We start from the raw sequence: 21,216 nt of genomic DNA, 5'->3' as shown, positions 1-21,216 counted from the left end.
AATTCTGACAAGACTCCGGAAGTCAGGGTTTGTTGGACATGGCGGCGATGAGGGAGTTGGGGCGCATGTCGAGCCAGTGGGATTCTACGTAGTGCAGGCAGGAGGTTCGGGGGGCGGCGCCGAAGGCTACTGTCCAGCCGCCGGGGACGGCGGCGAAGGTGGGCCAGAGGGAGTGTTCGCCTTCGGTGTTGACCAGGACGTAGAACTGGGCGTTGTCGTCGTCGAACGGGTTGGTCACGGGGTGGCCTTTCTGATCACGGTGCCCAGGTGGGCCAAAGCTTGTGGGGTGCCTTCGATTTCGGTGTGGGCGAGGGCGCTGGTTCGGTACAGGCCCTCGCCGGTGGGGGGCGCGTGGAACGGGGGGAAGTCGGTGGTGGTGATGCCGTAGCTGGTGACGAGGGTGGCTAACCGGGTGGGGTCCGGTGGTTCGGTGAGGATCACCGTGGCGCCGATGCGCAGCGGGAGCAGGTAGCCGTGCCAGGCGGTGTGGGATTGGTGCAGGTGGACGTCGAGGGTGGTGAGGTTGTGGCGGGCCTGCATGGCGGTCACTCGGTGGACGGCGGCGGCGTGGCTGATGGTGACGCTGTGGGTGGCGCCGGGGGGAAACAATACGAGGGCGGGGTGTTGCGGCAGGATCGCGGTGCGGTGTTCGGTCCGGGCGATCGGTTCGCTGGGGTAGGTCGACAGGGTGACGCGGTCGATCGCGATCGTCGGGATGTCGTAGGACCCGAGGTGTTCGCGAGCGGCGACGGTCAGTGCCAGTGCGGGATCGGTGATCGGTGGCAGCAGGGCGGTGTCGACGGGCACCACCGCGCCTCCGGCTTTGAGCACCGCATAGGTGGCGACGATCAGTTCGACAGAGCGTGGGATATTCACCAGCACAGGCGATTCCGGGCCGATGCCGAGGGCGATCAGATGCCGGGCGAGTTGGTTGGTGCGCCGGTCGAGGTCACCGTAGGTGATGATCGAGGTCGGGCCGCCGTTCGGCGCATGGACGACGGCCGGGTCGAAAGGGGTTGCGGCAGCTTGGGCTTCGAACTCGTCGAGCAGCAGTTCGCCGGGCAGACCGGCGGACTGGGTATAGGGCCCGTCGTCGACGCGGCCGACGAATTCGATCTCGGCGGCCCATGCGTCGCCCGGCGGCCTGCGACGCACCAGGTCGCCGGTGGCGAACATCCGGTCGTCGACCGGGCCGATAGGGTTGGCGAGGAAGGTCGCCGCGGTGGCCTGTCTGCCGACGTAGCCGCGTGCCAATTGCACACCGGAGACGTAGAGTTCACCGATTTCGCCGTCGGCGACCGGGCACAGATGTTCGTCGAGGATCAGCAGTTCGACATCGTCGGCGGCCGAACCGAAGGGGACCACGTCGAGGTCGGCGCCGGTCACCTCGTGCGCGACGAATTCGCCCGCGGTTTCCGGCCTGCCGTAGACGTGCCACAGCGTGGCGCCACTCACCGCACGCAGGGCGGCGGCGGTTTTCGCGAGGTGCGATCCGCCGGAGCCGAGCACGATGCGCAGCGAGTCCAGGCGCGCTTCGGCGTCGGGCAGCGCAGCCAGTTCGGCCAGTTCCTCATGATCGAAACACGCTGCTGTCACGCCTGTTTCGGAGATGGCGTCGGCGAGCACCCGCGACGGCGAGACGACCAGGGTGGCGCCGGTCTGCAGGGCGAGCAGCATCTCCCCCACCGCGGCCTGGCCGGTCAGCGGCGCGTGCCAGAGGACGGAGTCGCCTGCGCCGATACCGCAGAGCCGTTGACGCCAGTTCGAATTCGCCTGTGCCGCACGATGTCCGACAACAACGGCGGTCGAGGAATTGGCGTCGACCACCAGGTAGGCGGGGTTGTCGGCACCGGGCCCCGGTAGCTCGTCGGGGGTGAGGTCGGCGATGGCATCGGTGTACAGCACCGGGAAGCCGGCGGGGTGCGCGGTTGCGGCGGCCGTGAGGATCAACGTCGGCGAGGCCAAGGTGACCGTGCGTTGTTGCAGGTCATCGGGGGTAGCAGGGTCGAGAAGGACGAACGCGCCGCCGGCTGCGAGCACCGCGTACGCGGCGACGACGAGTTCCGCCGAGCGCGGTAGCGACACCGCGACGGTGGTCTCGGGGCCGACGCCGTGCTCGACGAGTGCCGCGGCCAATGCGCCGACCCGCTGACCCAATTCGCCGTAGGTGAACGCTGATTCGCCGTCGCGGACGGCGAGGGCGTCGGGTTCGCGGTCGGCACAGGTGGTGAACGTGGCGATCAGCGTCGCCGGGTCACGGGGCTGTTCGCCGTCCAGGTCACGCAGGAGCGCGGCGAGGGTGGCTGCGGTTGTCATCGAATCCGTGTGCGACATCAGAGTTTTCCTTCCGAGTCGTCAACCGACCCAGCCCCGGCGATTACCGCGGCAGCTTCGGTCACCAGTGTTTGCAGAGTGGAAGTGAGGCCGGCCGCGCCGAGTGCGGCGAGCACGCCGGGCACGAGCCCGGCCAGCGCGACGTTCACCAGCGCTTCGGGTTTCATCTTCGCGCCCATCGCCTTGCTCACCGCGGCGAGTTTGGCGTCGAGGGCCGCGTAGGAGATGGCGTGCTCGCCGTGGGTGAATGCCACGGTCGCCGGCGCGATCCGAGCTGCCGAACCGATGAGGTTCGGCAGGTCGGCGATGGTGTGGGTGGTCTTCTCGGCGTCGGTGCGCATGTCGATCGCGCGCACCGCGACTCCTGGATCGGCGGCGACCGCGGTCAGCACCTTGCGGAAGCGTTCGGCCAGGGCCTGCACCGTCGACTCGTCGAAAAGGTCTGTGGCGTAGCCGAAGTGGATGTCGAGGCCGTCGAGGGCGCCGTCGTCGCTGTAGCGCTGCAACGCGGTGAGATGCAGGTCGAACTTGGCTTCGGTGAGGCCGGGGTCGAGGGCCCGCACGTGCAGGCCGGGTAGTTCGATGCCGCCCGGTGGCATGTTCTGGAAGGTCAGCATCACCTGGAACAGCGGGGTGTAGGCGCCGGTGCGGGTGCGGCCCATGGCGTCGACGACCTGCTCGAACGGCACGTCGGCGTGCGAGAGGGCGGCGAGGTCGCGTCGTTTCGCCTGGGCGAGCAGGTCGGTGAACGGCGCGCGCGAGTCGACCTCGGTGCGCAGGGCGACGGTGTTGACGAACATGCCGACGAGGTCGTCGAGTTCGCGGGCGCCGCGACCGGAGACCGGGGCGCCGATGGTGATGTCCGCGCTGCCGGATTGCTTGGCCAGCAGCACCGCCATGGCGCTGTGGACCACGGTGAACAGGGTGGTTCCGTTGGTGCGGGCCACCTCGTCGAGTCTGCGGGTGAGCGCGGTGTCGATACCGAATTCGACGGTGGCACCACGCATCACACGGCGGGCGGCGCGTGGCCGGTCCGTCGGCAGGGCGAGCAGTTCGGGTGCGCCTGCGAGTTCGCGGGTCCAATAGGCCAGTTGCTCGGTGAGCACGCTGTCGGGGTCTGTTTCGGAACCGAGCAGGTCGCGCTGCCAGGTGCTGAAGTCGCCGTACTGGATTTCCAGTGGGGCCCAGCCGGGTTCGCGACCGCTGGTGCGATCTACGTAGGCGCGCACCAGGTCTCGGGTGAGCGGGTCGATCGAGTAGCCGTCGGCGCTGATGTGATGCACCACGACGACGAGGACATGATCGTTGTCGCCGAGGCGGTACAGGGCGACGCGGATCGGGGGTGCGGCGGTGATGTCGAAGGGCTGGGCGACCAGGGCCGCGATGCGGGTTTCGACGTCGGTGGGCGCGACCGGGATGGGGGTGAGGTCGACGGCGGCCGACCAGGCGGGCATCACCTGCTGGATCGGTCCGGCCGCGGTGTCCGGGTAGCGGGTGCGCAGGGTGTCGTGGCGGGCAAGGAGATCGGCGACGGCCGCCTGCAGGGCGGGTAGGTCCAGGTCGCCGGTCAGTCGGATGGCGGCCGGGATGTGGTAGGCCGAGGACTGCGGCGACAGCTGGTGCAGGACCCACATGCGCTGCTGCGCGGGCGAGAGCGCCGCCGGGCCTTCGCCGGTGCGCTTTGTCAGCGGCGGGCGGGCGGTCGTGCGGTCGGCGGTGGTGAGGTGTTCGGCCAGTGCGGCGACGGTCGGGGCGTCGAAGACCGCGGCGACCGGGACCTGGGCGCCGAGTGCGGCGCCGAGGCGGGCGGCCAGGCGGGTCGCCATCAGCGAGTTGCCGCCGAGTGCGAAGAAGTCGTCGTCGAGTCCTGCGGCCGAGCAGCCGATGACCTCGGTAAACGTTTGTGCCACAAGACGTTCGGTCTCGGTGACCGGCGCGCGGAACGCCGCTTCGGCGAACTCCGGTTCGGGCAGGTTGGCACGGTCGACCTTGCCGTTGGCGTTGAGGGGCAGCGCGTCGAGGACAACCAGGGCGGCGGGCACCATGTAGGCGGGCAGGTCGGCGGCGAGTTCGGCGCGCAGTCGGGCCGCGACGTTTTGTTCGTCGCCCGGGGCCAGGTCGGAGACCGCCGCGTAGGCGATCAACCGGGCACCGGCGCGTTCGTCAGTCTTGGCGACGGCGACGGCGGCGCGGACCCCGGCACAGCGCAGCAGGGCCGTTTCGACCTCGCCGAGTTCGATGCGGAAGCCACCGATCTTGACCTGGAAGTCGGCGCGTTCGAGGTATTCGAGGGTGCCGTCGGCTCGCCATCGCACGATGTCGCCGGTGCGGTACATCCGTGCGTTCTCACTGAACGGATCGGCGACGAAGCGGTCGGCGGTGAGGGCTCGGCGACCGTGATACCCACGGGCGAGTTGCGCGCCGGCCAGGTAGAGCTCACCGGCGACGCCGATCGGGACGGGATGGAGTCGGGCGTCGAGCACGTACAGCGCACTGTTCCAGGCGGGCGTGCCGATCGGGACCATGGGCGACGGGTCCTGTGCCACTTCGTATTCGGTGATCGAGACGGCGGCCTCGGTCGGTCCGTACAAGTTGTGCAGAACGGCATCGGTGCCGCTGGCGCGGAACTGGGTCGCCGTGGCGGCAGGCAGCGCTTCGCCGATAGCGAGGACGGCCCGCAGCGAGGACGGGAGCGCGGTTTCGCCGGCCAGGAGCATGCCGACCAGCGACGGCACCGCATGCAGGACGGTGACGCTGTGCCGAGTCATGGTGTCGCGCAGCCTGTCCGGGTCGCGCTCGTCGCCGGGGCGGGTGATGATCAGCGCGCCGCCGGAGGTGAGGGGTGACCAGAACTCCCAGACCGAGAGGTCGAAGGTGGCCGGAGTTTTCAGCAGCACGCGGTCACCGGTGGTCATGGTGAAGCGGTCGTGCAGCCATGCGAGCTGGTTGACGATCGCGGCATGCGGGACGGTGACGCCCTTGGGCCGGCCGGTGGAGCCGGAGGTGAAGATGATGTAAGCGGGGTGCTCGGGGCGCAGCGGGGTGATGCGATCGGCATCGGTCACCGGTTCCGACGAGACTCCCTGCAGTGCACGGTGATCCAGTTCGAAGACGGGAACGTCCACGGGAATCGGGAGGCCGTCGACGGCTGTGGTGAGTACGCACAGCGGTGCCGCGGTGGTGACGATGTAGGCGATGCGATCGGCCGGGTGATCGGGGTCGATCGGCACGTAGGCGCCGCCCGCGCGGACCACGGCGTGCATGGCGATGACGAGGTCGATCCCCCGTCGCATCGCCAGCACCACCGTGCGCTCCGGGCCGACACCTTCTGCGATCAGAAGGTGGGCGATGTGGTTGACCTGGGCGTCGAAAGTTGCGTAGTCCAGGGTTTCGCCGCTCGCGTCGTCAACCAGCGCGAGAGCATCGGGGGTTCGATTCGCCTGGCGGGCAACCAGTTCAGCGAGGTCGGTCCGCTGCACCGGGTGGGCGGTGTCGTTCCAGGTTTCCAGGAGCAGGGTGCGGTCGGTGCCGAGTAGGTCGAGGTCGCCGACGGCGGTATCCGGTGCGGCGGTGACGGATTCGAGAATTCGGCGGAAGGTGGCGGCGAAGCGTTCGGCCGTTTCGGTGTCGAAGAGGTCGGTGGCGTAGCCGAGGGCCATGTCGATTCCCGCCGGGGTGCCGTCGGCGCTGTAGTTGTCGAGAGCGAACAGGTGCAGGTCGAACTGGGCTACACCGGAATCGAATTCGATGCTCGAGACGGTCAGGCCGGGCAGTTCCAGCTGACCACGGTCGTGGTTCTGGAACGAGTAGCCGACCTGGAACAGGGGGTGACGGGCGGTGGACCGGGTCGGGTTGAGCACCTCTACGAGCCGCTCGAACGGGACGTCGGCATGCGAGAACGCGGCGATGTCGGCGGTGCGGGCGGTGGCGAGCAGGTCGGTGAACGGGGCGTCCCCTGCGACCGGGGTACGCAGGACCAGGGTGTTGACGAACATGCCGATGACCTCGTCGAGTTCGGCTTCGCCGCGGCCCGCGTTGGGGGTGCCGACGGCGATGTCGGCGGTGCCGGAGATCCGGGCCAGCAGGGCCGCGAAGGCCGCGTGCACCACCATGAACAGGGTGGCGCCGTTGCTGCGGCCGAGGGCCGTGAGTGCGGCGTGCAGGTCGGCGTCGAGGGTGAAGCTCACCTTGTCGCCGCGCAGGGTTTGGCGGGCCGGTCGCGGGCGGTCGGTCGGCAGGGCCAGCTGGTCGGGCAGTCCGGTCAGCTGGGCCTGCCAGTAGGTGAGTTGCTGGGCGGCAACGGATTCCGGCTCGGCCTCGTCGCCGAGGAGGTCGTGCTGCCACAGGGCGTAGTCGGCGAACTGCACGGCGGGGGGTGCCCAGCCGGGGGCGGTGTCGGCGAGTCTGGCGGTGTAGGCCCGCATCAGGTCGGCGACGAAGGGTGCGATGGAAGAACCGTCGGCCGCGATGTGGTGCAGGACGGCGGCGAGCACGAACTCGGTGTCGGCCACCTGGAACAGGCGCATGCGCACCGGGATCTCGGTGGTGACGTCGAAGGTGGTCTCGGCCAGTGCGCGGATCGCGCCGGGGAGTGCGGCTTCGCTGATCGCCACCGGCATGAGCGGCGCTACGGCCTCGGCGAGTGTCGGAGTCGCCTCGGACCGCGCCGCGTCGACGCCCACCCACGACGCCGCGGACAACATCGCTTCGGAGTCTGCCGGCGTCGACATCGCTTCGGCGTCCGTCACCGGGGACACAGTCGACATCGCTTCGGCGTCCGTCACCGGGGACACAGTCGACATCGCTTCGACGCCCGTCGATGGAGCCACCATCGACATCGCCTCGGCGGGATCGCGGATCACCTGCACGGGCGTGCCGTCGAGCTCCGGATACACCGTGCGCAGCGACTCGTGGCGCGCGATCACATCGCCCATCGCGGCCCGCAGCGCGTCGACCTCGAGCGCACCGCTCAGACGCAGCACGAACGGGATGTTGTAGGCCACCGACGCGCGGTCGAAGCGGTTGAGGAACCACATGCGCTGCTGGGCGGGCGACAGCGGAAGGAGTTCGGGGCGGGCACGGCCGACGAGTGCGGGCCGGTCGACCCGAGACTGGGCGTCGACAGCGGCGGCCAATTCGGTGACGCGCGGCGCCTCGAACAGGGTTCGCACACCGACGCGCCGATCCAGGGCGGCACCGATGCGCGCCACGGCCTTGGCTGCCAGCAGGGAGCTGCCGCCGAGGGCGAAGAAGTCGTCGTCGGCGCCGATCGGCTGGTCGTCGGCGCGGCCGAGGACCCCGGTGTAGACGTCGGCGATGATCTGCTCGGTGATGGTGGCGGGCTTGCGGTAGGCGGTGGTTTCGAAGACGGGCGCGGGCAGGGCCGCCCGGTCGAGTTTGCCGTTGACGGTGAGCGGGATGCGATCGACCAGTACAACGGCGGCCGGGAGCATGTGCTCGGGCAGGGTGCGTGCCAGTTCCTTGCGCAGGGCTGCGCTGTCGAACTCGGCGGCGTCGGTGACCAGGTAGGCCACGATGCGCGGTTCGTCGACGAGGTCGGTGCGGACCAGGACAGCGACCTCGCGCGGTGCGACCGAACTGCGCAGCAGGGCAGCCTCGATCTCGCCCAGTTCCACCCGGAATCCGCGGAGGTTGATCTGCTGGTCAGCGCGGCCCAGGTATTCGAGGTCGACTCCGGCGTGATCCGTCTGCGCAGCACCGCCGGCACCGCCGGTGCGAGCGTCGGCAATCGGGGCATCGACATCGGAAGCGAGGGCTGACGACAGAGCGGCCTCGGCCGCACCGAGTTCGAGGATCAAACGATCGGCGAGTTCCGCGTCGGCGTGTGCCGATGCGGGCACCTCGCCAGCACAGGGCGCCACCCAGCGAGCCAGGTCGCCCGAACGGTAGGCGAGCGATCCGGGCGGTCCGTAGGGGTCGGCGACGAAGCGGCTCGCAGTGAGATCGGGTCGGCCCAGGTAGCCGCGGGCCAGCTGCGGTCCGGAGACGTAGATTTCGCCGGGGACGCCGACCGGAACGGGGCGCAGACGCGAATCCAGCACGCGCACTGTGAGTCCCGCGATCGCGCCGCCGATCACGCTGGCGGAGCCGGTGTTCGGGGTGATCTCACGGTAGGAGACGTGGACGGTGGTTTCGGTGATGCCGTACATGTTCACCATGCGTGGCGAGTCCGGGTAGCGGGCGAACCAGCCGGCGAGACGCTGGGGTTCGAGGGCCTCGCCACCGAAGATCACTGTGCGCAAGGCGTATTCGGTCGGCGCGGGTGCGGCCAGGTCGGCGGCGATGAGCTGATAGAACGCCGAGGGCGTCTGGTTGAGGACGGTGACGCGTTCGGTGCGCAGGAGTTCGCGGAACTGTTCGGGCGAGCGGGAGGTGAAGTAGTCGACCAGGACCACCGAGCCGCCGTGGAGCAGGGCGCCCCACAATTCCCAGACCGAGAAATCGAAGGCGTAGGAGTGGAACATCGTCCACACGTCCGAGGGCCCGAAGTCGAAGTTATGCGCGGTGTTGTCCAGCAGTGCAACGACATTCGCGTGCGGCACGACGACACCCTTGGGGCGGCCGGTCGATCCCGAGGTGTAGATGACGTAGGCGGGGCAGGCGGGGACCAGCGGCGTACGTCGGTCCGCGTCGGTCAGTGGTTCGGCGGCGAAGTCGGCCAGGTTGGCCGCGGCGGGATCGATGACCGGTCCACCGAACCAGTCGTGCGCCAAGCCCGTGTCGTCGTTGGTGATGGCGCAGAGCGGACGGGCATCGTCGAGGACGTATTCGATGCGATCGGCGGGGTAGTTCGGGTCGATCGGCAGGTAGCCGCCACCGGCTTTCAGCACGGCGAGCAAGGCGACGGGCAGCTCCACGGTGCGCGGAAGTGCCACCGCTACCAGTGCTTCCGGTCCGACGCCCGCGGCGACGAGACGTCGGGCGAGGCGGTTGGACCAGACGTCGAGCTCACCGTAGGTGAGGGTCGCCTCGCCGGCCTTCACCGCGACGGCGTTCGGGTCGAGAGCGGCGACACGCGCGAACCGGTCCACCATGGTGTCGGCGGCAGCCACCGAGGCACCGGTCGACGACCATTCGTGCAGGGTGCGCTGCTGTTCTTCGGCGCTGAGCAGTTGGATGTCGCCGACCACGACGGTCGGGTCGGCGACGACGGCGGCCAGCACCTGGGTGAACCGGCGGGCCAGCACCGCGACGCTGCCCTCGTCGAACAAGTCTGTGGCGTACGCGATTTCGATCGCCATGCCGTTGGCGCGTCCGTCGATGTCGTCGGATTCCCCGACGGTGAACTGCAGATCGAACTTCGCCACGGCGGCGTCGACATCGACCGGCTCGACGCGCAGACCCGCGGCCTCCAGCGGGGGAACGGTGAAGTTCTGCAGCACCAGTGCCACCTGGAACAGGGGGTGGCGGTTGCGGGCGCGCGCCGGATCGACGACGTCGACGACCTGCTCGAACGGGATATCGGCGTGCGAGAGGGCATCGAGGTCGCCCGCGCGGACGGCGTCGAGGGTGGTTTCGAATTCGGCGCGCGGGTCGATCTGGGTGCGCAGGACCAGGGTGTTGACGAACATGCCGATCACCCCGTCGAGGGCGGCCTCGCCGCGACCGGCGACCGGGGTGCCGATGGCGATATCGCTGCCACCGGACAGGCGGGCCAGCAGCACCGCGAGGGCCGCGTGCACGGTGCTGAACAGGGTGGCCTCGTGCTTGCGGGCCAGCTCGCGCAGTTCGCTGTGCAGGTCGGAGTCGATGTGGAAGCGATGGGTCGCGCCGCGGTAGGTGGACTCGGCCGGGCGGGGACGGTCGGTGGGGAGTTCGAGCTGCTCGGGCACACCCGCGAGAGCACGGCGCCAGAAGGACTGCTGGACGTGCGCGAGCGAGGTGGGATCGGTGATGTCACCGAGGATTTCGTGCTGCCAGAGGGCGTAGTCGGCGTACTGGATCGGCAGCGGCGCCCAGGCGGGGGCGGAGCCGGTGCGCCGGGCCGTGTAGGCGGACATGAGGTCGGCGGCCAGCGGGCCGAGGGAGAAGCCGTCGGCGGCGATGTGGTGGATCACCAGGACGAGCACATGGTGACCGTCGACCGCGAAAAGGTTCGCGCGGACCGGGATTTCGGCGGTGAGGTCGAACCGGACCGCGGCGCACTCGAGGAGGCGCGCGGAGAGGTCGGCTGCGGCGACGCTTTCGGCGCGCAGGGTGATGTCGGTGGCGTCGCTGATCTGTTGGACCGGGGTCGCCCACGCTGAGCGGACATTCTTTGCCGCATCGGTCGAATTTTCGACCGTTTCGTGGATTTGTGGGCGCTCAGCGCGGTGCTCCGCAACCTCCGGATAACTCGTGCGCAACGTCTCGTGCCTGCCGATCACGTCGGCGAGCGCCGCTTCCAGGGCGTCGACATCGAGGTCGCCGACGAGGCGCAGCGCGACGGGGATGTTGTCGACCGCATCGCCGACACCGTCGACGTCGGCCAGGTAGCGGTTGAGGAACCACATCCGGCGCTGGGCGGCCGAGAGCGGAATCTGCTGCGGGCGTTCGCGAGTGGTGAGTTCGAGGCGCGCGCCGGTGCCGCGCAGGGCGGTGCAGCGGTCGGCCAGCTTCGCCACCGACGGTGCGTCGAACAGCAGGCGGACCGGGATCTGGGTGTCGAGGGCGGCGCCGAGCCGGGCCGCGACCTGGGTGGCGTTGAGGGAGTTGCCGCCGAGGGCGAAGAAGTCGTCGTCGAGGCCGACTTCGCGGTCGGCGGGGAACCCGAGCACCGTGGCGAAAGTGGCCGCGACGATGCGTTCGACCTCGGTGGACGGCGTGCGGAAGACCGCGGCCTCGAAACTCGGTGCGGGAAGCGACTTTCGGTCGAGCTTGCCGGAGGAGTTGAGCGGGAACTCGTCGAGGACCACGAAGGCCGCGGGGACCATGTAGGCGGGGAGGGTGTCCGAGAGCGCGGACTTCAGGGCATCGACGTCGACGTGCTGTGCCGCGACGAGATACGCGACCAGGATGTCGTCGCGGACGAGGACCGCGGCCTGGGTGACCTGCGGCAGTGCGGAGAGGACGGCTTCGATCTCGCCGAGTTCGATCCGCAGACCGCGTAGCTTGACCTGGAAGTCGGTGCGGCCCAGGTACTCCAGTTCGCCGGTCTTCGTCCAGGTGACGAGGTCGCCGGTGCGGTACATCCGCTCACCGGGGGTGAAGGGGTTGGCGACGAAGCGGTCCTGCGTCAGGTCGACGCGACCCGCGTAGCCGCGCGCGAGTTGGTCACCCGCCAGGTACAACTCGCCGGGAACGCCGACGGGGACGGGGCGCAGGCGGCTGCCGAGGACGTACACCTGGGTGTTGTGCACAGGTGCGCCGATGGGGACCGAGATCGTGTCGGCGTCGGTGACCTCGTGGAAGGTCACGTCGACCGCGGCCTCGGTGGGGCCGTACAAGTTGTGCACAGTCGTACCGGTGAGCTGACGCAGCAACTGTGCCGGCGCGGGCGGCAGTGCCTCGCCCGAGGCGAACACCATGCGCAGCGAGGCGGCTGAGCCCGCGTCGAGGCGGCCGGGGGCGATCGCGCGGGCGTCGTCGAGTGCGGCGACGAAGACCGCGAGCATCGACGGGACGAAGTGGGCGACGGTGATCTGCTCGGCGTCGATCAGCCGGCTGAGGTAGGCGGGGTCGCGGTGGCCCTCGGGGTGGGCGAGGACGAGGCGGGCGCCGATCTGCAAGGGCCAGAAGAACTCCCACACCGACACGTCGAAGGTGGCGGGGGTCTTCTGCAGGACGGTGTCGTCAGGGGTGAGGCGGTAGGCGTCCTGCATCCACACCAGGCGGTTGACGATGGCGGCGTGGGAGACGACGACGCCCTTGGGCTTGCCGGTGGAGCCGGAGGTGAAGATCAGGTAGGCCGCGTTGCCGGGGGTGAGGGTGGCGAGGCGGTCGGCGTCGGTGATCGGCTCGGGCGAGTAGTCGGTGGTGTCGAGGTGTTCGAGGTCGAGAATCGCGGGAGAGTGCGTTCCGGCGGCCTCGCCCACCGCGGAGAGATCGAGGTCGTCGATCGCGCGGGTCAGGACGCAGACGGGGTCGGCGGCGGCGATGACCTGCGCGGTGCGCTCGGCCGGGTGGTCGGGGTCCAGTGGCACGTAGGCGCCGCCCGCGGCGATGACCGCGTACATGGCGATGACCAGGTCGGTGGATCGGCGCATACCGAGGGCGACGGTGCGTTCGGGGCCGACGCCGATCGAGATCAGCAGACGGGCAAGGCGATTCACCTTCACCGCGAGCTCGCCGTAGGACAGCACGCCCGCACAGCACGCTACGAAGTCGTCATCGGCCGACGACCGATCCTGCGCCACATCGAGACTCGTCGTGAACTGGTGTTCGGTCGGTACCTGGGTCCGCGCCACTGTGTTACTCGACGGCCCGGCCGACAAGTCGACTCCGAAGCTCAACGCGGGTGCGTCGGGGGTGCGCTCGGCCTGCGCGCTGAACAACGAGGCCAGCGTCAGGTGCTCGGGCACTGGGTACGCGGTGGCGTTCCAGGTGTCGAGCAGGCGGGTGCGCTCCGCGGTGTCGAGGAGGACGATGTCGCCGATCACGACGCTGGGATCGGCGGTCACCGTATCCAGCATCCGCAGGAAGCGGGTGCCGAAATCTGTGATGGTCTGCGCGTCGAAGAGGTCGGTCGCGTACTCGAAGCGGGCGAGCAGGCCGTCGGTGGTTTCGCGCAGGGTCAGGTGCAGGTCGAATTTGGCTGTGTGGGTGTCGATCTCGATTTCCGAGGCGGTCAGGCCCGCGAGTTCGAGTTCGGTTCTGGAGTTGTTCTGGAAGTCGAGCATCACCTGGAACAGCGGATGCCTGGCGGTCGAACGGTCGGGGTTGAGCACCTCGACGAGGCGGTCGAAGGTGACCTCGGTGTTGGCGAGCGCGCGCAGGTCGGCTGCGCGGACGGTGTCGAGGAGTTCCCGGAAGGTGGCCTCGGGGCGGATTCGGGTGCGCAACACGAGGGTGTTGACGAACATGCCGACCAGGTCGTCGAGCGCCTGGTCGCCGCGACCGGCGACAGGAGTGCCGATCGAGATGTCCTGCTGGCCCGACAGTTTGGTGAGTGTGGCCGCGAATGCGGTGTGCAGCACCATGAACAGCGACGCGTTGGCTTCGGTGCCGATGACGCGCAGTCGTTCGGCGATGGTGGCGGGGATCGTGAACGCCTGGCGCGCACCGCGACCCGATGCGACAGCGGGACGGGGGCGGTCGCTCGGCAGTGACAGCAGGTCGGGCAGGTCGGCCAGTTCCGTTGTCCAGAAGTCGATCTGGCGGGAAAGGGCGGAATCGGCATCGTCCTCGGCACCGAGGGCCGCACGCTGCCAGAGGGCGAAGTCGGCGTACTGGACCGGCAGTGGCGTCCACTGGGGTTCGGCGCCTGCCCGGTGGGCGGCGTAGGCGACCATCACGTCGCGGGTGAGCGGGGCGACCGACCAACCGTCGGCGGCGATGTGGTGCAGCACGAGGACGAGGACGTGCTCGTCGGTGGCGGTGTGCAGCAGGTGCAGGCGGACGGGGGGTTCGGTGTCCACCGCGAACGGCACGGCGGCCAGCGCGCGGATTCGCGTGTCGAGGTCGGCCGGGGCGATCGCGTGCGGTTCGAGGGTGATCGTCAGCTGGTCGGCGGCGAGTACCTGCTGGAACGGGATGCCGTCGACGGCGGGATAGCGGGTGCGCAAGGCCTCGTGCCTGGTGAAGACGGCAGCGACGGCCGCGTTCATGGCGGCGTAGTCGATGGTGCCGGTCAGGCGGATGGCGGCGGCGATATTGTCGGCGACCGATTCGGCGTCGAACTGGTTCAGGAACCACATGCGCTGCTGGGCGTAGGAGAGCGGAATCTGTTGCGGGCGTTCGCCTGCCACCAGCGCCGGGCGCACGGCGACGGCCGTCTCGGAGCCGAGCAGGGCGGCGAGGGCGGTGACGGTCGGTGCTTCGAACAGTGTCTTCAGCGAGACCGTGCGACCGAGCGCGGTGCCAAGGCGCGACACCACCTGGGTCGCGACGAGGGAGTTGCCGCCGAGGGCGAAGAAGTCGTCGTCGGCGCTGACCTGTTCGACCCCGAGCACCTCGCCGAACACCTGGGCCACCACCGACTCGGTGCCGACAGCAGGCGCGCGGAAGGAGCGGGCGGCGAACACCGGCTCCGGTAGCGCCCTGCGGTCGAGCTTGCCGTTCGGAGTGAGCGGCAGTTCGTCGATCACCACGAACGCGGACGGCACCATGTGCGCGGCGAGGGTGCCACGCAGAGCCGTGGCGAGCGCGTCGACGTCGATCTCGTCAGCCGGCGCGCACCGAGCCGCACGAGCCCCGTCGGCCGGACCGGCTGGCGCTTCGAGGCCTCCGACCACGGTGACGGCTGGCTCGCCCGCGCCGCGCTCCTGGGGGACCATGTCGGCATCGGCGCCCCGAACGGCTACCGCCGGATCTGCCTGCTGGACGGCGGACGTCTGCGGCTGCGCCTGTGGGACAAGGTAGGCGACGAGTTGGTCGCCGCGGTGGGCGTCGGCGCGGACCAGGACGACGGCCTGGCGGACCGAGGGCTGGGCGAGCAGCGCGGATTCGATCTCGCCGAGTTCGATGCGGAAGCCGCGAAGTTTGACCTGGTCGTCGTTGCGGCCCAGGTATTCGAGGGTGCTTTCGGGGGTCCAGCGGACCAGGTCGCCGGTACGGTACATGCGCTCGGACGGGGTCCAGGGGCAGGCGATGAAACGGGCGGCGGTGAGGGCGGCGCGGGAGCGGTAGCCGCGGGCCACCTGGGCGCCCGCGACGTAGAGCTCACCTGCGACGCCGACGGGGACCGGCTGCAGACGCGCGTCGAGTACCCACTGGGTGATGCCGCGCAGCGGGGTGCCGAGGGTCAGCGGGGAGTCGGCGGCGAGGGGGGCGCTGATATTGGTGGCGACCGTGGTTTCGGACGGGCCGTAGGCGTTCACGAACACGCGCGGGACGGGACCCGCGGTCCAGCGGGCGATGAGGTCGGGCGGGCAGGCTTCGCCGCCGACCATCACCATGCGCAGGGTGTCGAGCGGGGCGGGGTCGAGCACGGCGAGGCCGGACGGGGTCATCAGAGCGTGTGTGACGCGCTGCTCCGACAGTAGTTGCGCCAGTTCGTCTCCCACGTGACGTCCGGGCGGGGCGATCACCAGGGTGGCGGCGGAGTTCACGGCGAGCAGGAATTCCATCACCGAGATGTCGAAGGACGGCGAGCCGACCTGCAGGACGCGGGCGTCGGCGGTGCCGAACATGCGCGCGGTTTCCTCGGCCGCGAAACCGGCGATACCCGCCTGGGTGACCAGCACACCCTTGGGCAGACCGGTGGAGCCGGAGGTGTAGATGACGTAGGCCAGGTGCTGGGCGCGCAGGGGGCGGACGCGATCGAGTTCGGTGACGGGATCGCCGGAACGCCAGGCGCATTCGGCCATCAGCTTCAGTTCGTCGAGGACCAGCCAGTCGATCGGACCGGGCAGCGCCGACCGCGACTCGGACACTGTAAGACCAAGTCGCGCACCGGAATCGGTCACCATATGGGTGATCCGATCGAGTGGGTAGCTCGGGTCGACCGGCAACCAGGCGGCACCGGATTTGGCGATCGCCCACACCGCGAGGACCGACTCGATCGAGCGTGGGATACCGACGGCGATCACGTCGTCGGGGCCGACACCGCTGTCGATGAGGACCCTGGCCAGGCGTGACGACGCCCGGTCGAGTTCGCGATAGGTGAGGGTGCGGTCACCGTCGGTGACGGCATCGCGATCGCGGCCCGCGCCAACGGCGTCGGCCAGCAGGTCGGGGAGCAGACCGGTGGCGGTGACCGGTACTCCGCGCATGGTGGTGAGGTGGGAGAGTTCGGGTGCCGACAGCAGCGGCAGATCGCCGACCGCGGTGCCGGGGGTGGCGACCGCAGCGGACAGCAATCGCACGAAACGCGCACCGAGCGTGTGCATCTCGGGCTCGTCGAACAGGTCGGTGGCGTAGAGGGTGACGGCTTCGATGCCCGCGGGTTCGCCTGCGGGACCGCGGCGTTCGGCGAGGGTGAGCTGCAGGTCGAACTTGGTGATGTCGAGTTCGATCTCGTGCACGGTGACCGGCGAACCGGCCAGGTCGAAGGTGGTGTCGAGGACGGCCTGGAAGTTCAGCGCCACCTGGAACAGCGGGTGACGCGACTGCGAGCGGGCCGGGTTCACGACGTCGACCAGGCGATCGAAGGGGACGGTGGCGTGAGCGAAGGCGGCCAGGTCGGTTTCGCGGGTGTGCTCGAGGGCGGCGGTGAAGCTCGCGGCGGGGTCGACCTCGGTGCGCAGGACCAAGGTGTTGACGAACATGCCGATCAGGTCGTCGATGGCGCGGTCGCCGCGGCCCGCGACACCGGTGCCGATCGCGATGTCGGTGCTGCCGGACAGGCGCGCCAGCAGCACGGCCAGCGCGGTGTGCACAACCATGAACAGGGAGGCGCCTGCCTGCTGGGCCAGGTCGGCGAGGCGGCGGTGCAGGTCGGCGTCGATGGTGAAGGTGGTGCGGGCGCCGCGCATGCTCGGTTCGATCGGGCGCGGGCGGGCCGAGGGCAGTTCGAGCTGGTCGGGCAGATCCGCCAGAGTGCGCTTCCAGAAGGTGATTTCGCGCGATGCCAGGGATTGCGGGTCTGCTTCGGCGCCGAGGAGTTCGCGCTGCCACAGGGCGTAGTCGGCGTAGTGCACGCTCAGCGGCGACCAATCCGGCTCGACGCCGTCGGTGGCGGCGCGATAGGCGGAAAGTACGTCGCGCACCAGAACCTGCAGCGAAACACCGTCTGCCGCAATGTGATGCAGCACGACAGCGAGCACGCACTCCCCCGCCGAATCCGTAGCGAGCTCAGCCTCCGGATCTACGAGGAGGATTCGTGCGCGGAAAGGGGCTTCACGTTCGAGATCGAAACCGGCGCAAGCGAATCGGGTGAGTTCGGCGTCGAGGTCGGCGGCCGACACTGCGGTCGGGTCGCCGATGCGGACCAGGCCTGCGTCGCGGATGACCTGCTCGGCGACCTCGCCGCCGGGGGCGTCTACGGCGGGGAACACGGTGCGCAGGGCTTCGTGCCGGTCGACAACCGCATGGAGGGCAGCGACCAGGGCGGGTAGGTCGGTGTCACGCAGGCGGATGACGAACGGCATGTTGTAGCCGGGGGCCGAGGGGTCGAAACGGTTGAGGAACCAGATACGTTGCTGCGCAGGGGAAAGCGGGATCAGCGCGGGGCGCGGGCGAGCGGTGAGGACCGGGAGGCGGTCCGAGACACCGGTGTCGTCGCGCTCGGTGATGACGGCGGCGAGGCGGGCGACGGTGGTCGCGCCGAACAGGTCGCGCACGGTCAGGCGGCAGTCGAGATCGGCGCCGAGGCGGGCGGCTACCTGGGTGGCGACCAGGCTGTTGCCGCCCAGGGCGAAGAAGTCGTCGTCGCGGCCGACGCGGTCACGGCCGAGCACCTCGCCGAACACCATGGCCACCGCCTGCTCCACCGGACCGACGGGCTCGGCGTAGGTGACGACGGTGCGGACCGGGGCGGGCAGCGCCTTGCGGTCCAGCTTGCCCGAGGCATTCACCGGCAGCGCCTCGAGCAGCACGAAGGCGGCGGGCACCATGTAGGCGGGCAGGGCGCGCAGGGCGGTCTCGCGCAGATCGTCGATCGCGACCGTGCCCGGCTCGGCTTCCACCACATAGGCGACCAACTGTTCGCCGACACCCGCGTCGTCGCGGACCACGACCACCGCGCGGGCCACCGAGTCGACGCTGTCGAGGACCGCCTCGATCTCGCCGAGCTCGATCCGCAGACCACGCAGCTTCACCTGAAAGTCGGTGCGGCCCAGGTATTCCAGCTCACCGTTGGTGGTCCAGCGGACCAGGTCGCCGGTGCGATACATCCGCTCGCCGGGCGCCGGGCTCGGTGTACTACGACCGGACACCGACCCCTGATCGCGCGAAACGGCGCCGACTCGCCGGTCGGACACGTGCTGATCGGCGTCGATCACGGCAGGTCCTGGAGCGGCGACGAAACGGGCTGCGGTGAGTTCGGCACGGCCCACGTAACCCCGGGCGAGCTGTACCCCCGACAGATACAGCTCACCCGGAGCCCCGACCGGTACAGGCCGCAGCCGCGAGTCGAGAACATGGAGCCGGGTGTTGAACACCGGCGCGCCGATCGGCACCGTGACCCGGTCGGCGTCGAGCACCTCGTGGAAGGTGACGTCGACGGCGGCCTCGGTCGGGCCGTAGAGATTGTGCAGTCGCGCACCCGTGAGCAGCCGCAGCCGCTGAGCCGGTGCGGCGGGCAGCGCCTCGCCGGAGGCGAAGACCAGGCGCAGCGAGGTGCGCTCGGCGATTACCTGCTGTGCCAGAAAGACTTCGAGCATCGACGGCACGAAATGTGCGACGGTGACGCCGTATTCGGTGATCACCCGGCGCAGGTACGCGGGATCACGGTGGCCGTCGGGCTCCGCGAGCAGCAGGGTGGCGCCGATCTGCAAGGGCCAGAAGAACTCCCACACCGAGACGTCGAAGGTCATCGGGGTCTTCTGCAGCACCACATCGACACCGTGCAGGCGGTAGGTCTGCTGCATCCAGACGAGACGGTTCACGATCGCGGCGTGCTCGACCGCGACGCCCTTGGGCAGGCCGGTGGAACCGGAGGTGAAGATGACGTAGGCGGGGTGACCGGGGCGCAGCGGTGCGGTGCGGTCGGCGTCGGTGAGCGGGGCGTCGTCGTAGTCGCTCAGGTCGAGGGCGTCGACGGCCAGCACCGGCAGCCCGTCGACCGGCGAACCGTCGCGGGTGGTGGTGAGCACGGCGGCCGGGGCGGCGGTGGCGAGGATATGGGCGATGCGGTCGGCCGGGTGATCGGGGTCGATCGGCACGTACGCGGCGCCCGCGGTGAGCACCGCGTACATCGCGACCACGAGCTCCGGCGAACGCCGAATGCTCAGCGCCACCAGCGATTCCGGGCCGATACCGTCTTCGCGCAGGCGGCGGGCAAGTCGGTTGACGCGCTGGGCCAGCTCGCGATAGGTCAGGGTTGTGCCATCGAAGTTCGCAGAGTCGGCGTCACGAGCCGCGTCGGTCCGGGATGCGATCGCGTCACCCGATCGCGCGGTGTCAGCTGCATTCGATGTCGCAGCGTCGCCGGGACGCTGTGTTGCGTCGGCGTTCAGAGACGTCGCCATGCGCACGGCCACATCGTCCGGGGTGCGCGCGACCTGAGCCTCGAACATCGCGGGCAAGGTCGCGATCGGCACCGCACGCTCGGCCAGCGCGGCGTCCACGTCGAACCGGGTGGAGTTCCAGATTCGCGTGCTGACCTGCAGTTCCAGCTCGGTCGCTACCTCGATCGCGCTCAGCGGGGTGCCGAGGTCGGCGGCGGCGAGGCGCTCGAGGAAACCGAGGAAACGGGCGTGGTGCCTGGCCAGGGTGTCGGCGTCGTAGAGGTTCGGGTTGGCCTCGAAGTCGACGTGCACGCGGTCGCGGTCGCCGTAGTAGACGTTGAGGCTGAGGTCCTCGATCGGGCCGGTGGACAGCACCCGGTAGCGGCCGGTCGTGGTGCCGAGGGTGAGGTCGCTGCGGAAGAGCATGAAGTTGGCGAGCGGGCCGAACAGGGCGCGCCGGGCGGGGCGGCCGTCGTCGGAGGCGTCGCGGCGGATGTCCTCGGCCCGGTAGCGCTGGTGACGCAGCGCGCCCGCCACCTCGACCCGTGCGGCGCGCAGCAGCTCACCCCAGGTGGCGGCCGAACCCGCCGCGCCCGTGGGCAGACGCAGCGGCACGATATTGGACAGCATGCCCGCCGAGCGACGCATCACCGCGGTGGTGCGGGCGGTGACGGGCAGGCTGAGCACCGCGTCCGGGCGGTCGGTGAGGCGGCCGAGGTAGGCGGCGAAGGCGGCGAGCAGCACCGCGGAGATCGCCGAATCATCGCTGGCGGCAATGGTTTCCAGCCGGTCGACCAGCTTCTCCGACAGGCGTCCGCCGGTCACCAGGTTGATCGCCGAGCGCGGCGCGGTGCGGGCGTCGAGCGCGGTGGGGCTGTCCAGGCCCGCGATGCGCTGGGCCCAGTGGTCGCGATCGCCGATGAAACGGGTGCTCTCTCGGTACCGCTGCTCGCCTTCGACCAGCGCGGACAGCTCGCCCGGCATCACCTCGCGGGCCTGGGTGCCGAGCATCCGCGCGGTGTAGAGCTCGGCGATGCGCTGGGAATTGGTGAACGCGCCGTAGCCGTCGAGCACGATGTGATGGCCGCGCAAGTACCAGAACCAGCGCGTTTCGCCGACGCGCAGTACCGCGCCGGCCACCAGCCGGTCGGTGAGCAGGTCGATGGGAGCGCCGAATTCCGCGCGCATCCATTCCTGAGCGGCGGCGACGGGGTCGTCGTGGTGGCGCAGATCGATCAGCGGCAGCTCACGCTCGACTCCGATGGTGTGGTCGACGTACTGATGCGGGACACCGTCGGACTCGCCGATGCGCACCAGCGGTGAACCGTAGGCATGTGCGGCTTCGGCCGAAACCTCTTGCAGCACATCGGCATCCAGCTCGCCGTCGATATCGACGTACTGGGCGATGGTGATCGGGACGTCGGGGTCGAGCAGCTGCGCGTACCAGACACCCAGCTGGGCCGGGGTCAGCGGAAACGGCAGACCATCGACCTGCGCCTCCTGTGGTCGCGCGCTGTACCCACCCAACTCCGTACCGTGCACCAGAGCCTCCTCGAATCGCGAAAGAACAGCTCGAACCTTTTTCGGGCAACACGAATACACCTCGTGAACCGCAAGATTCGATATGAACGCGGTGGGCGTGACGCCACACTCGCGCAAGATCCCCGACAGATCA

3 protein-coding genes are annotated in these 21,216 nt (G+C 69.7%); all 3 read right to left on the bottom strand.

Going from position 1 to position 21,216, the window contains the following annotated elements; genetic code table 11:
• Window positions 1-22 precede the first annotated feature (22 nt).
• From ACFWUP_RS11465 to ACFWUP_RS11455, 3 genes are read right to left on the bottom strand one after another with little or no spacing between them, the layout of a single operon-like run.
• Window positions 23-238 carry an MbtH family protein gene (locus tag ACFWUP_RS11465; protein WP_266293539.1) on the bottom strand — a complete coding sequence of 72 codons (216 nt, stop codon included), beginning with the start codon at window positions 236-238 and terminating at the stop codon, window positions 23-25.
• Window positions 235-2,334, bottom strand: coding sequence for an AMP-binding protein (locus ACFWUP_RS11460; protein ID WP_379233196.1), 2,100 nt, complete (start codon window positions 2,332-2,334; stop codon window positions 235-237). Before ACFWUP_RS11460 ends, ACFWUP_RS11465 begins: the two co-directional genes overlap by 4 nt.
• Window positions 2,334-21,083, bottom strand: a complete 18,750-nt coding sequence (locus tag ACFWUP_RS11455; protein WP_379233194.1) for a non-ribosomal peptide synthase/polyketide synthase — start codon at window positions 21,081-21,083, stop codon at window positions 2,334-2,336. Before ACFWUP_RS11455 ends, ACFWUP_RS11460 begins: the two co-directional genes overlap by 1 nt.
• Window positions 21,084-21,216 lie beyond the last annotated feature (133 nt).

Source organism: Nocardia sp. NPDC058658, assembly GCF_042716665.1.
Classification (GTDB): domain Bacteria; phylum Actinomycetota; class Actinomycetes; order Mycobacteriales; family Mycobacteriaceae; genus Nocardia.
This window is presented reverse-complemented; position numbering and strand designations above follow the sequence as displayed.